The 13,949-nt window shown below is 70.2% G+C and carries 11 protein-coding genes; 2 read left to right on the top strand and 9 right to left on the bottom strand.

The window, feature by feature from the left end:
* Positions 1-96: 96 nt before the first annotated feature.
* The 5 genes from AB0I94_RS37035 to AB0I94_RS37015 form a co-directional block, all read right to left on the bottom strand.
* Entirely contained in the window at positions 97-1,290 is a 1,194-nt protein-coding gene (locus tag AB0I94_RS37035; RefSeq protein ID WP_363314190.1) for an FAD-dependent oxidoreductase, read from the bottom strand.
* A 130-nt stretch (positions 1,291-1,420) separates the two neighbouring features.
* Positions 1,421-2,452: an oxidoreductase gene (locus AB0I94_RS37030; protein WP_363314189.1), complete on the bottom strand. Its 1,032-nt coding sequence runs from the start codon at positions 2,450-2,452 to the stop codon at positions 1,421-1,423.
* 258 nt (positions 2,453-2,710) lie between these two features.
* On the bottom strand, positions 2,711-4,375 hold the full coding sequence (locus tag AB0I94_RS37025; RefSeq protein WP_363314188.1) for a BCCT family transporter: 1,665 nt from the start codon (positions 4,373-4,375) through the stop codon (positions 2,711-2,713).
* 126 nt (positions 4,376-4,501) lie between these two features.
* Complete coding sequence (locus tag AB0I94_RS37020) at positions 4,502-5,803, bottom strand: M14 family metallocarboxypeptidase (protein WP_363314187.1); 1,302 nt, start codon at positions 5,801-5,803, stop codon at positions 4,502-4,504.
* The gene (locus tag AB0I94_RS37015) at positions 5,800-7,761 is read right to left on the bottom strand and encodes a Xaa-Pro dipeptidyl-peptidase (protein ID WP_363314186.1); all 1,962 of its coding nucleotides are present in this window, start codon (positions 7,759-7,761) and stop codon (positions 5,800-5,802) included. The genes AB0I94_RS37020 and AB0I94_RS37015 overlap by 4 nt, the downstream gene beginning before the upstream one ends.
* 204 nt (positions 7,762-7,965) lie before the next feature.
* Here AB0I94_RS37015 and AB0I94_RS37010 point away from each other — a divergent pair, with 204 nt between their 5' ends.
* Positions 7,966-9,462 (top strand): M1 family metallopeptidase, encoded by a 1,497-nt coding sequence (locus tag AB0I94_RS37010; RefSeq protein ID WP_363314185.1) that lies wholly within the window; start codon positions 7,966-7,968, stop codon positions 9,460-9,462.
* A gap of 57 nt (positions 9,463-9,519) precedes the next feature.
* Here the strand turns inward: AB0I94_RS37010 and AB0I94_RS37005 are convergent, their stop codons facing one another.
* The 4 genes from AB0I94_RS37005 to AB0I94_RS36990 form a co-directional block, all read right to left on the bottom strand.
* The gene (locus AB0I94_RS37005; RefSeq protein ID WP_363314184.1) at positions 9,520-10,377 is read right to left on the bottom strand and encodes an oxygenase MpaB family protein; all 858 of its coding nucleotides are present in this window, start codon (positions 10,375-10,377) and stop codon (positions 9,520-9,522) included.
* A gap of 663 nt (positions 10,378-11,040) precedes the next feature.
* Complete coding sequence (locus AB0I94_RS37000) at positions 11,041-11,817, bottom strand: alpha/beta hydrolase (protein WP_363314183.1); 777 nt, start codon at positions 11,815-11,817, stop codon at positions 11,041-11,043.
* A 103-nt stretch (positions 11,818-11,920) separates the two neighbouring features.
* Positions 11,921-12,400, bottom strand: coding sequence for a hypothetical protein (locus AB0I94_RS36995; protein ID WP_363314182.1), 480 nt, complete (start codon positions 12,398-12,400; stop codon positions 11,921-11,923).
* Between the two features lie 138 nt (positions 12,401-12,538).
* Complete coding sequence (locus tag AB0I94_RS36990) at positions 12,539-12,940, bottom strand: helix-turn-helix domain-containing protein (protein WP_363314181.1); 402 nt, start codon at positions 12,938-12,940, stop codon at positions 12,539-12,541.
* On the opposite strand from AB0I94_RS36990, the gene AB0I94_RS36985 reads away from it, so the two are divergent.
* Positions 12,939-13,805, top strand: coding sequence for an NAD(P)-binding domain-containing protein (locus AB0I94_RS36985; protein ID WP_363314179.1), 867 nt, complete (start codon positions 12,939-12,941; stop codon positions 13,803-13,805). The genes AB0I94_RS36990 and AB0I94_RS36985 overlap by 2 nt on opposite strands.
* Positions 13,806-13,949: the final 144 nt, after the last annotated feature.

The following is a 13,949-nucleotide window of genomic DNA, read 5'->3' as shown; positions in this document are numbered from 1 at the left end:
CGCGCCGATCGGGGCGACAAGGCATCCACGGCCGCGCACCACCTCTCTTCACTTGCGGAGGCGGTGCGCCCTCATTTCCTCATGTGCGGCGCGCCCTCACCGCGTGGTCCTCGCGGGCCTGGTCGCGCGCCCGCCGTGGGACAGGGTGGCGGTGACGTAGACGCGCTTGCCCAGGCGGTACAGGGTGACCGGGCTGCCGCTGACGAACTCCTTGTAGGCGACGGCGGGCTTTCCGCTCAGGAACCAGCGGCGCGGGGTGTCGTCAGCGTAGGTGAACTGGATGACCGCGTCACGGCGGCCGAGGCTGACGGGCTGGTGGAAGTAGCCGAAGCGGAACGGCTTGACGCTCTTGCCGCGCAACCTCCTGGCCAGGGCGTCGGCGGTGTACTGGGCGGTGGGCAAGCCGCTCTGGCAGGTGCCGTGGACCTGGCCCCAGGCCTGGTGGACGGCTGCGGCGTCACCGATCGCGTGGACCTGGGGGTGCGAGGTGGAGCGGAGGGTCGCGTCGACCAGGATCAGGCCACGCTTGTCGACGGCGATGCCCGCGTCCGCGGCTAGGGCCGGGACCCGTACACCGGTGGTCCACAGACACGCGTCGGCCGGGACAACCGTGCCGTCGGCCAGCTCGACTCCGCCGGGCAGAACTTCGCTGATGGCGCAGCCGGTGCGCAGGGTGATGCCGAGGCGCTCGAACGCGGCGTACAGATGGGCGCGCGCTTTCGCGTTCATCAGGGGGCCGGGTTCACTCCGGCTGATCAGGGTGACGCGCAGGCCGGGGTGGCTCTCGGCGATCTCGGTGGCGGCCTCGGCGCCGGTCAGGCCGCCGCCGCAGACGTTCACCGTGCCGCCTCGGGCGGCGAGTCGGCTGATGCGTTCCGCGAAGTGCCCGGCGGCGTCCTGGCCGTTCAGGGTCCAGGCGTGTTCGGAGGCGCCGGGGACCGTGCCCGTGTCGGTGGAGCTGCCGAGGGCGTAGACCAGGCTGTCATAGGGGAGTTCGACCGGCCCTTCCGGCGTTTCGACGGTGACCGTCCGGCCCTCGGCGTCGACGGCCGTCGCTGTGCCCTGTACGAACGCGACGCCTGTCCCGTCGAGGAGATCGGTGATCGGATGGTGTGCCAACTCCTGTCCGGCGACGACCTGATGCATCCGCAGCCGCTCGGTGAAGCGGGGTGAGGGGTTGACCAGCGTGACGCGGATGCCGGTACGCCGGGTGCGGCGGGCCAGCCGGATCGCGCACAGCATGCCGGTGTAGCCGGCGCCCAGGACGAGGACATGGTGGTTGATCTTCATGTTCGGCTCCTGTGTTGATGCCCCGCGTTCAGGAGGCGTCGTGTCGATGACGCCCATGGGACAAACACATCGGCCCCGCCGTGACAGGCCACCACTGTGTGCTGAATCACACGACGGAAGCCCGCGCGGTCTATCGCGCTATCGGCGCCACCAGCACGCTGTCCGTCGTCCGTGCCACCACGAACGACTCCCCCTTCGTCGCCTTGGCGTCGAGATCTACGCGATGCTCACCCGGTTCCAGGACGCCGTCGAAGACCTCTCGGACCTGGGTGCGGGAGAGCCGGTCAAGGCGGTACGCGATGAGCTGGACCCGGCACGTCGAGGTGATCTCCACGTCCGCCGAGCCGTCGGCCGCCGCGAGCCGCGTCAGGCGCCGCAGCTCCAACGGGCTGCTGTCGAGGGCGTGTTCTATCTGCGCGACCAGGAGCGGGATGATGGGGGCCAGACCGTCGACGTACGCGACCCGGAGCCCCGCCCCCTCGAAGGCCGCGCGCACCCCGTCGCGTGTCGCCGCCGGGACGGACCGGCCGAAGGCCACCGCCCCGTACGTCCGCAGCTCGTCCGGCGGCACGCCCGCCGCGTCCGCCGCGATCTCGGCGCCGACACCGATGGTGCGCAGCGCCGCCGCGAGCTTGGCCAGGACGGCGACGCGGGCGCCGATCAGCAGGACCCTGCGGCGCGGCGCCGGTTCGCCGTCGGCCAGCAACTGCCGCAGCGCCTCGCGGTATCCGGCGCCCTGGAAACGGAAGGGCCCTATGCCGTGGTAGCCGTTGAGCTCCAGGTCCACCCGTTCGGTCGTCTGCCAGGCGAAGTCCCGCCATACGTAGGTGTCGGTGCCGTCCGGTGCCCGCTCGATGACCGCGGTGACGGCGCCGCAGTCCAGGTCTTCGCACTCGGGGCAGCCGTAGATGACGTGCCGGTCGTCGAGCAGGGGCGCTCGGGCCTCCAGGAGGAGTCCGCGCACATGGTGGGTGAAGATCGCGGGTGGTACGTCGGAGGCGAGCGGGGAGACGGCGTCGAGGTCGGAGAGCTGGAACAGCAGCGGGCGCCCGTTCACGATGAAGTCGACGAAATCCCGGTGGACTTGGAAGTCACCGTTGGCGAGAACTCCACCGGCGCGCATGGCCGGTGCCAGACCGAAGGTCGCGTACTCGGCAGACATGGTGTGAGTATCCCCATCTGGGGGGTGATGTGAGCACGGCATGACGTATTCCGTCACGTTCTCGGGGCGGACGGGGTGCCGGTCAGTGAGGCGGGCGGCACGGGTGGGCGTACGCATGGTCGATGGCGTACAGGTCGAGACGCGGCTGGACGACCCGCGGCGCCCGCGGCCGGTGCCGGGGGTGCCGGTACGCGCAGGAGGCGGCGCGCCTCGCGAACGAAGCGGCCGCCTCCGGAGAGTGGTGCGAGTGGTACGACGTCAGACCGTCTTGGGCGGACTCTCCTCCTCGTCCGCGTTGTCGGACGGGCCGATGCGGATCTCGAAGTCGCCGGCGTACTGCTCGTGGCCCGCGATCACGGCCTTCTCGACGGCCTCCGTGCCGTGCTCGCCCCGGACGATCAGCGGGTCGTGGCGCAGGTCCCGCATCAGGGCCACGCACATCCCGATCATCACCAGGGTGAAGGGTGCCGCGACAAGGATCGTGAGATTTCGCAGGCCGGTCAGGGCGTCGTCGGAACCGTCACCGATCAGCAGCATGATCGCTGCGACGGCTCCCGTCACCATGCCCCAGAAGACGACGACGAGTTTGCCCGGTTCGAGCGCGCCCTTCTGCGAGAGCGTGCCCATCACGATCGAGGCCGCGTCGGCACCCGACACGAAGAAGATGCCCACGAGGATCATCACGAGCAGGCTCGTGATCGTGGCGATCGGATACTCGTGCAGGAGACCGAACAGCTGGGCCTCGGGCGTGGTCTCGCCCTCCAGGCCGCCCCGGTCCTTGACCGTGATGGCGGTGCCGCCGAAGACGGCGAACCAGATCAGGCTGACCGTGCTGGGCACCAGGATGACGCCGCCGACGAACTGACGGACCGTACGTCCGCGGCTGATCCTGGCGATGAACATGCCCACGAAGGGCGTCCAGGAGATCCACCAGGCCCAGTAGAAGACGGTCCAGCCGCTGAGCCAGTCCGCGACGCCCTTGCCGCTGGAGGCTTCGGTACGGCCGATCAGTTGCGGGAGGTCGTTGAGGTAGGCGCCGAGGGACGTCGGCAGCATGTCCAGCATGATGACCGTGGGGCCCGCGATGAAGACGAACAGCACGAGCAGTCCGGCGAGCACCATGTTGATGTTGGACAGCCACTGGACGCCCTTCTCCACACCGGAGACGGCGGACGCCACGAAGGCGAGGCTCAGCACGGCGATGATGGCGACGAGCAGGCCCGTGCTCGCATCGTCCATCCAGTCGAGCACCTCGAAGCCGCTGCCGATCTGCAGGGCGCCGAGCCCCAGCGATGCGGCCGAGCCGAAGAGCGTGGCGAAGATGGCCAGGATGTCGATGACCCTGCCCCAGCCGCCGTTGGCGCGCTTCTCGCCGATGAGGGGCGTGAACACGGCGCTGATCGTCTGGCGCCGGTTGCGCCGGAAGGTGCTGTACGCGATCGCCAGGCCCACCACCGCGTAGATCGCCCACGGGTGGAGCGTCCAGTGGAAGAGGGTGGTGGCCATGGCCGTTTCCATCGCCGCCGCCGAGTCGGAGGGGTCGGTGCCCGGCGGTGGCGTCGTGAAGTGGGCGAGCGGCTCGCTCACGCCGTAGAACATCAGGCCGATGCCCATGCCGGCGCTGAACATCATCGCCACCCAGGACACCGTGCGGAACTCCGGAGCCTCGCCCTCCTTACCCAGGGTGATCTTCCCGTACCGGCTCATGGCGAGCCAGAGCGCGAAGACCACGAAGCCGGTGGCGGTCAGCATGAAGAACCAGCCGCCGTTGTGCATGAGGCCGTTGAGCATGTCCGTGGAGATGTCCTGCAAGGAGTCCGTCGCCACGGCGCCCCAGACCACGAAGGCCAGGGTGAGCACGGCCGTCACTCCGAACACGACCCGGTCGGTCCGTGGAGTCCGGCCGGCGGGGGCGGGGGTCATGATCACTCCCCCTCCCCCGTCGTCCGATTTCTGCTGGTCTTGCGTCACAAGTGCACCTTTCGCGGATGTCGATGACGTGCATATCTGTACTCCGCTACCCCCTACCACATGTGACGCACCTCTCACCTACTGACAACTGGTGTCGGGCCGAGCTGTGACGAGGTGATACGGGGCGCGCTCGTCGAGAAGCAACGGTACGAGAGAACGCGCCGACTGCCGCATCGGCACGTAGGCTCCCTTGCCGTCCCTCTTGACCTTTACTCCGTGCAAGGCGAGTTCGTCCCTGATGTCGCCGAACTGGTCCGCGTCGAGCCGGTACCCGCACGGCGGGTCCTGGATCACTTCGGCCGGCTCGGCGGGGTCGTTGTCGGCGCCCCCGATATAGACCGGCCCGCGGTCACGGAAGCCTTCGAGGCGGGCGGCGCCCGTGGCCGCTTCCAGCTGTCCGCGCCGCTCGTCGGCGTAGGTGAACAGGCCGCCGACCGCCGCCAGTTGGGAGTTGACGCGGCGCCGGTTGTTCAGCGCCTCGTCCTTCTTCTCCGCTTCGGTGAGCGGGTCGACGCGGCTCTCGATGAGCAGACCGGCCGCGTGCTTGATGCCGGAGACGTTGCGCAGGATGCGTTCCTGGCCGTCGCCCGCCGTCTGCTTGATGGGTTCACCGGTCACCGGATCGGTCCAGATTCCGTACGTCCCGGTCGTGTGGCCCGCCTTGTTGGCGGCGGGCCTGACGTACGCCTTGGACAGGGTCTGTGCCTCCTTGTGAACCGCCTCGTCGGTGTTGAGGTTGCGGGGCCAGAGGTCGAACAGGTCCTTGTCGTAGTACTTCGGGGTAGCTCCGTACTCGTGCAGGTCGTAGATGGAGTCGGGCTGTTTGTCGCGGATGACGGCGGCCATGGCGCGGGCCTCCGCGGTCCGCAGGGAGATGTGGTCGCGGTTGATGTCGACACCGTCGGAGTTGCCGCGGGTGTTGGCGGCGCGGCCGTCCGGGTTGGCGGTGGGTATGAAGAGGAGCGTGGTGCGCGAGAGGAACTTCCGGGTCTTCTTGTCCTTCGCGTACGCCAGGTCGCGGATGGTCGACAGGCAGGCGTCGCGGCCCGACGGCTCGTCGCCGTGCTGGCTGCAGATCAGCAACACCGTGTTCTTCGTGGGGCGTTCACCGATGCGGACCAGCTGGACGGGCCGGTCCTGCTTGGTGGTGCCGATGCGGGACACCGAGACCCGGTCGGTCGCCCGGTCGACGGCGGCGAGCAGCTTCAGCTCCTCCGGCTGACTGGTCCAGCGCGCGCCGTCGCTCTCCTCGAATCCGGTGCGGGGCGGGGACGGCGTCGCCTGCGCGGGCACCGTCAGGAGCGGTGCGGCGAGCGCGGCGGTGGCGCAGGCGAGCGCCAGGGTGCGGACACGGGGCGTGAGGCCGGTGCGGGGTCTCATGAAGTGCTGCCTCCAGGTACGGGGCGGAACGGACGCGGTGGGGCCACGCCGTCGAGACGGGACTCGCGGGGGGTGACGGTCTCGGAGGTGCGGAACGCGTCGGCGCCGCCGACCAGCGGGACCTTCGCCGACGTACGGGACAGGTCGATGGCGAGGGTCGGGGTGTCGGCGGGAGGGTCGATGAGGTCCTTGTCCGTGCCCGCGATGATCAGCGCGAGGCGGTGGCCCTTGGGTACGACGTGGTCGCTCGCGGCGAGGTCGAGGGTGATGGTGTGCTTCTTGCCCGGCGTGAGGGGGCGGCCCTTGTGGGCGTCGGCCCAGTTGCCGAGATCGGCCCAGCCGCGGCTGAAGATCGTGTAGTCGACGTCGGCGGTCTTGGCCTTGGTCTCCTTGAAGCAGGAGCTGTCACCGCCGGTGCTCGGGCCCCAGCAGGTGCGCTCGGGGAGCGTGGTGATGCCCTCGCCGGCACTCGCGTAGTCACGGATGGTGTCGGGACCGAGGTCGACGAGGACCGCGGAGAGGTGGGCGGTGCGGGTCGTCGGTGTCGCCGTGACGGTCACCTCGGAGGAGCCGGACAGGCGCAGGTCGCGGCCGAGGGGCTTGCTGATGAACCCGGCCTTCGACGGGGTGGAGGTGTCGATCTGCGCGGCCCAGTCGGTCTCGCTCAGCCTCGGGTCGTCGGTGAAGGTCTCGCTGCCGGAGCCGTGGCGTGTGCCGAGGGTGCCGACGCCGGGTGAAGTGCCCTTGCCGGGGCGGAGCTTGACCGTGTCCGTGGCGCGCGGGGGCCAGACGCGGTCGGTGGTCCACTGGTCGGGGGCGCGCTCGATGTCGGCCATCGGCTCGCGGTCGATGCCGTTGTCGTAGCCGAGGAGTTCGTGGTCGAACCAGCGGTGCAGGGTGCGTACCCACTCGCCGCGGCGGAAGTCGAACGGGTCGACGTGGCCGGTCTGGCTGAGCCACACCTTGCGGTCGACGCCCGCGTCGGCGAGGGCGTCCCACCACTGGCCGAAGTGCTTCATCCGGACGTTCAGGTCCTGCATGCCGTGCACGGCGAAGACGCTGGCCCGCACCTTGTCGGCGTCCGGGGTGTGGTCGCGCTCGCTCCACAGCCGGGTCCAGTCGCCGGTGCGGGGCGCCTCGTCGACGAGACGTTTCTGCACGGCGGCGCAGCGGGCCCGCGCCTCGGGGCTCTCCACGTAGTCCGAGAGCCACTCGGGGCCACTGTCGTAGAGCGGGGCGCCCTTGGCGAAGTAGTAGTCGTACCAGGAGGAGATGGCGCCGATCGGCACGATCGTCTTCAGGCCTTTGACGCCGGTGGCCGCGACGCCGTTGGCGACGGTGCCGTCATAGCTCTTGCCGATCATGCCGGTGGCGCCGTTCGTCCAGGACGCCTTGGTGCTCTTGCCCCCGGTACGGGTGGTGTAGCCGTGGGCCCGGCCGTTCAGCCAGTCAACGACGGCCTTGGCGGACTGGACGTCGGAGCGGCCGCCGACGTCCACGCAGCCGTCGGAGCGGTTTGTTCCGGCGAGGTCGACGGCGACGAATCCGTAGCCGCGGGGGACGAAGTAGTTGTCGTAGTAGAGCGGGAACTGGACGGGGTTGCCGTCCGCGTCGTACGTCTTCTTCTGGCTCTCGTTGCCGCGCCCGCAGCAGGAGTAGTACGGGCTGGCGTCCATGATCACGGGTATCTTCCGGCCGTGCTGCGCCGGTTCGCGGGGCCGGACGATGTCGACGGCGACCCGGTCGGTCTTCCCGTCACCATCTCCGTCGATCTTCGTGTCGACCCAGACGGATTCGCGGATCGCGCTCTCGTACGAGTAGACGGGCTTACTCTCACGCGGGGCGCTCGGCACCCCTTGTGCGGCTCCCGGGGTCACGAGCGTGGCCAGCAGGGCGGCGATGGCCGCCGTCAGCAGGGATCTCCATATCAAGCGCGTGCGTCGCGCACGTATCGGCATGGCGCGGAAGGTACACCGGTCAACTCCCGCGCGACAGAGGGCCGTACACACCGATGACAGGCTCGTGGGGCGTTTTGGCACATGTCGGCCGAATGGCGATCGTGTGACAGTAGTGACCATGGACATGACGCGTGGCCGCAGGGCTCAATATGGTCGGACCCATCTACGGACCTGTCCCTACGACTCGTACGACTTGGAGCTCTTGTGCACCGCAGACTCATCGCCCCGGGCGCGCTCGCGGCCTCTCTGCTGCTGGCGATCCCGGCATCGGCGGCCGACTTCACCCCTGGGGCGCCGGGCATCGGCGATCCCTATTACCCGGCGAGCGGCAATGGCGGCTACGACGTCTCGCACTACGACCTGCGGCTGAAGTACCAGCCGAAGACCGACCTGCTCGAAGGCACGGCGACCATCAACGCCACCACGACGCAGAACCTCTCCCGCTTCAACCTCGACCTGGGCCTGAAGGTCAGCGAGGTACGTGTCAACGGCAAGAAGGCCGCTTTCAAGAAGTCCGGCGAGCAGGAGCTGGAGATCACTCCGGCGGCCGGTCTGCCCAAGGGCACGCCGGTCACGGTGGTGGTCCGTTACGCGGGCAAGCCGTCCGAGGTGAAGATCAACGGCTATACGGCCTGGGCGCGTACGCCGGACGGTGGCGTGGCGGCGCAGGAGCCGGAGTCGGCGGCCTGGTGGTACCCGTCCAACGACCACCCGCTGGACAAGGCGACGTACGACGTCTCGGTCTCCGTGCCCGACGGCTCGCAGGCCATCTCCAACGGCGTTCTGCAGTCGCAGAGTTCGAGACTCGGCTGGACGCGCTTCAACTGGCGCTCGAACAAGCCGCAGGCCAGCTATCTGACGACCCTCGCCGTCGGCAAGTTCGACATCACGACGGACAAGACCGCGGACGGCCTGCCGGTCCTGAACGCCTACAGCAAGGACCTCGGCGACAACGCGGGGGCCGCGCGGGCGAGCATCGAGCGCTCCACCGAGGTCGTGGAGTGGCTGGAGACGGTCTTCGGCAAGTATCCCTTCAACGCCCTGGGCGGTTACGTCCCGAACGTGACGAGCGGCTTCGCCCTGGAGACGCAGACGCGGCCGTTCTACAGCCCGAGGCAGTTCGCGAACGGCTCCAACGTGTCCGTCGTGGTCCATGAGCTGGCCCACCAGTGGTACGGCGACAGCGTGTCCGTCGACGGCTGGAAGGACATCTGGATCAACGAGGGCTTCGCGCGGTACAGCCAGTGGCTGTGGTCGGAGAAGGAGGGCGAGGGGACGGCGCAGGAACTGGCCGACTACGTGTACGCCCAGCACCCCGCCGACGACCCGTTCTGGAAGGTCAAGCCGGGCGACCCCGGCCCGGAGAACCAGTTCGACATCGCCGTGTACGACCGCGGGGCGCTGGCCCTGCAGGCGCTGCGCAACGAGATCGGCGAGAAGTCCTTCTCGGCGATTCTCAAGGGGTGGCCGAAGGAGCATGCGTACGGGAACGCGAAGGTGAGTGACTTCGTGAAGTACGCGGAGAAGGTCTCCGGCAAGCCGCTGGCTTCGCTCTTCGACGCGTGGCTGTTCCAGCCGTCCCGGCCGGACGCTCCCGCCGCGCGGGAGGCCGGGATCGCGCGCAGCGCGGGGGTTCCGGCCGCGCCGAAGTCGTGGAAGTCGATCGCTGCGACGAATGGTGTGCACGACCACGGCCACTGATACTGAGCCACCGGTGCGCGGCGGATGTATCGCGCCCACCCACCCGTTGGCCCGGCGTCAAGAGGGTGGTTGGGCGCGGCGTCGCGCCTCGTACGCCATCGGCAGGTACCGCAGGCGCTCCGGGAGCAGCGGGACCACCGTGCGTACGACCCGGCCGAAGCGGCGCAGGCGGCGCTCCTGGAGAGGTGTCCAGGGCAGGCCTATGGCCGACCTCGCGTCCGGAGGCATCAGGCCGATCGTGATGAAGCGGCGGAAGCGGGCCATCGGCGGCAGGAGCAGCGGCCACAGGGCGCGCAGCGTCACCCGCAACAGGTAGGGGCCCCGGTCCGGCGGCGGGACGGGGCGGTCCGTGGCGATGAGGTCGCGGACCACCTCGGTCTCTTCGAGCTCGTCGGCGAGGACCTTCGCGTAGTACGGCCAGAACTCCTCGAGCGTCTGCGGCATGTCCCGGTCGTGGATGCCGAGGATTCGGCCCACCTGGAGCCACTCCGCGTACAACTGCCGCTCCTGCGCCTCGGTGAAGGGGCGGCCCAGGTATTTCTGGGCGTGGCGGTAGACGGGGAACCCGGTGGCGTGGACCCACGCGTAGTAGGCGGGTGTCAGCGCGTGGTACTCACGGCCGTGCGCGTCCGTGCCCCGGAAGTGCTTGTGCAGCTCGCGCAGCCTGCGCCCCTCCTCGGCCGCGCTCTCGCCGCCGTACACCCAGGTCTGCAGCGACCGCAGCGACCGCTCGCCGCGCCCCCAGGGGTCGGTCCGGAACACGGAGTACGTGTCGACGCCCGCGCCCACTGCGGGGTGCGCGACCTGCATCGTGAGCGCGGCGGGCAGGGCGAGCAGGGCGCGGACGTCGCCCGCGATGTCCCACAGGATCCCGCCGGGCGGGGGCGGCTCGGGCGCCTGACGGCGGCTTCGCATGACGGGGCTCCCTCCCAGGGTCGGCGGCGCCCGGTTTGTGTGTGTTCCAGTATGCGACGGCCCAGGTCAGGGTGGTGCGCGGCGGGGGCTACAGAGGGCGGCGGCCACAGGGGGCGTGCCTGACGGGGGCGCGGCACAGGGCGCGCTCCTGACGCGGAGCGCGACGCAGGGCGCGTCCTGACGTAGGCGACATAGGGATCGCCCCTGACGCGGGCGCGACACTCGGCACGTCCTGACGCGGGGCGCGCTCCTGACGTAGGGCCCAGGCCAACCGAGCCGCTTAGGAAGTCCCGGCACCGACGCAGGACACACGGGACACCCCTTGAGGCCCCTCCCTGAGAGCCTGCAGCCTTCGCACCCGCCCCCCTACGCGCACGCCACCCGCACCCCGCGCCACGCCGGACTCACGATGGGGGCGCGGAACTGCCGTTGCCCCTCAGCCCCCACACTGTCACCGCCCACCGAGAGGCACATACCCGAGATCCCCAAGCCACCGTGCCCGCAGCACACCAAGCGCCCGCCAAGAAGCCCCTCCCGAAGAACCCGCGGCCTGCCTTCGCACCCGCCCCACCCACGCGCACGCCACCCGCACCCGTCGCTAAGCCGAGCCACAAGAGCCTTCCCGCAGCTGCGACCGCTGTCCCACTGGGTGCGCTGCGCCGCCTATCGCGCGGCCTCGTACGCCTCCAGGATCAGGGCGGCGACCGCGTCCGGCTCGCGCAGGGTCGGGAAGTGGTCGCTGTTCCGCAGGCGCACGAGACGGCAACCCGGGATGCGTGCCGCCATCTCCTCGTTGCAGCGGACCACCTCGGGGTCGTCGCGCTCCCCGAGGGCGAGCACGCACGGCACGGCGAGCTCGGCGAGGCGGTCGAAGGCGGGCGGGTCGGGTACGTGGTGAGGGTGGACGGCGAACCAGGACGGGATCACGCCCCTGATGAGCTCGTCCGCCACGGGGTCGTCCCCGGTGCCCGCGGCGGCCGATGTGCGCCTCGCCAGAGCCACGATGCCCTCCACGTCACCCGCCTCCGCGAGCCGGCCCACCTCGGCGGTGAACTCCGCCATGGCGAACTCCGGGTTGCCGGTGATCCCGGGGACCAGCAGGGCGAGCCCGGCCACCCTGGCGGGGTCGCTCAGCGCGAGGCCGATGGCCGTGGCGCCGCCCATGCTCGATCCCGCGAGGAAGGCGCGGGCGACGCCGAAGTGGTCGAGGACCGCGGTCAGGTCCTCGACGAGGGTGAACGACGCGGTGGGGGCGGGAGACCTGCCGTAACCCCGCGCGTCGTAGCGGATGACCCGGCGGCCCTCCGACAGACGCGGCAGGATCCCGTCCCAGACGCGGGAGTCGGCGACCCCCGGGTGCAGCAGGACCAGCGGCAGTCCTTCGCCACCGAAGTCCTGCGCCCAGACTTCGCCGTCCTTGACCGGCACCATGAGTTCCATGGTGCGAGCGTGCCGCGGGGACGCCCCGAGCGCCAGACGGAACTCGGCCTGCCTCTCGCGGGGCGGCCGTCCGCCAGAAGGGCCCGAGCGGGGCGCCGTCCGTCTAGCGGCCCGAAGCCGTCGCCGTCGGGAGCGGCTCTCCCACGATCCTGCTCGCCAGCACCGACGCCAGCTCGGGGACCTGCGACCGCAGCTCCGCCTCCGTCGACGCACGTTCCGTCACGATCGTGGCCTGACCCGCGGTGAGAATCTCGTCGCGCTCGCGCAGGCCGTCCGCACGGGCCGCTGCGATCAGAACAGCGCCTTGCTCCCGGGCCTGCTGCCGCGTCCGCGCGGCCTCGTGACGGGCCTCCGCCAGCGTGGCCTCACGCTCGGCCCGTATCCGCTCGGCCTCGCGGCGAAGCTCCGCCGCCGGCCCGCCGGTGACCCCTTCGAGGATCGTGGCGCGCTCTTCGAGTACGCGGTTGACGCGGAAAATCATGCGCCTGACGAAGACATAGAGGGAGCCGAACAGCACGGCTCCGACGGCTAGATGTTCGACTTCCGGGTTGATCGGCCCTAGCGGCATGGGGATGAGCTGCATGCCGCTGATCTACCCGCTCATACGTGCGCAACAACGCGCATCTGCAAGGGGGTTGAGTGAGCCGCGTCACGCCCGCCCTTCTCGGCGGCTCAGCGCGAACCGGACGGGTGTGGCACGTACCTGAAGGTACGTACTTGATCAAGAAGCCGTGTCCGGGGAGTCTGATGAAGGCGCGCCAAGTCCCTCGTCCGTCACCACCCCTGCCCTTGCGGTCAGGTGGTCCCGACCCCAGGCGGAGAGCAGTTCCAGCAGGTCGTAGAGCCGACGTCCCTGCTCGGTCAGCGAGTACTCGACCCGAGGCGGCATCTCCGCGTAGTCCTCGCGGTGCACGATCCCGTCCGCCCGGAGCTCACGGAGCTGCTGGTTCAACACCTTCTCACTGATGCCGGTGACCAGTCGTCTGGTCTCCCCGAAGCGGCGCGGACCGTCGGCGAGCGCCCACATGACGAACGACTTCCACTTGCCCTCGAACACCCCGACGGCCACGCCCATCCCGCACGTGTGCGGGTCGGTCACCGTCACAACCTCGGAGTTCCCCATGTCTGCTTCCCCCGTCACCGTTCTCGGCCTGGGCCCGATGGGCCGGGCCCTGGCTGCCGCGTTCCTGGCCGCAGGGCACCCCACAACCGTGTGGAACCGTACCTCCGGCCGGGCGGACGGCCTCGTGGAGAACGGCGCCGTCGAAGCCGCGACCGCCGCCGAGGCGATCGCGGCGAACGACCTCGTGGTGGTCTGCGTCCTCGACTACGACGCCGTCCGCGCCGTCACCGCTCCGCACACCGCGGCCCTCGCGGGCCGCACTCTGGTCAACCTCACCGCCGGTACCCCCGACGACGCCCGCGCCACCGCCGAGTGGGCCGCCTCGCACGGCATCGGCTACCTCGACGGGGCGATCATGGTTCCGACGTACCTTGTCGGCGGCCCGTCCACCCTGGTCCTCCACAGCGGTCCGGCCGACCTGTACGAACGCCACCGGGACACCCTGCGGGCCGTCGGCGGCACCTGCGTGCACCTGGGTTCCGACCCGGGCCGTGCGGGGGCGCACGACGTCGCGCTACTCGACATCTTCTGGACGGCACTGACCGGAGTCGTCCACGCCTTCGCCCTCGCCAGGGCCGAGGGCGTCACCGCCGCCGATCTGGCCCCCTACGCCAAGGGAATCACCGGTCTCCTGCCCGAGGTGATCGACGCCTTCGCCGAGCAGGTCGACACCGGCAGCTACCCCGCCGGTGGCTCCAACCTCCGCTCGGCGGCGGCCATCATGTCCCATGTCCTCGACGCCTCCCGCAGCAGGGGCGTCGACAGTACGGTCATCTCCGCCGCCCACGACATCGCCGGCCGCGGCATGAAGGCCGGCTACGCGGACGACTCCTACGCCCACGTCGCCGAACTCCTCCGCAGCTGAACCGGCCTCTCGGCCGGGACGGGCGGGCGCAGTCGTCGGTTCGAAGCAGCAATGAGCTGGGACGCCTCTGCCGAACGGCGCGGTGGCGTCACCTCGGGGGACGAGGCGTCCGTGTAGTACAGCGGCTGCAGGAAGTTCTGGATC

Origin of the sequence: Streptomyces sp. NPDC050147 (assembly GCF_040660195.1) — a bacterium.
Taxonomy (GTDB): Bacteria; Actinomycetota; Actinomycetes; order Streptomycetales; family Streptomycetaceae; genus Streptomyces.
This window is presented reverse-complemented; position numbering and strand designations above follow the sequence as displayed.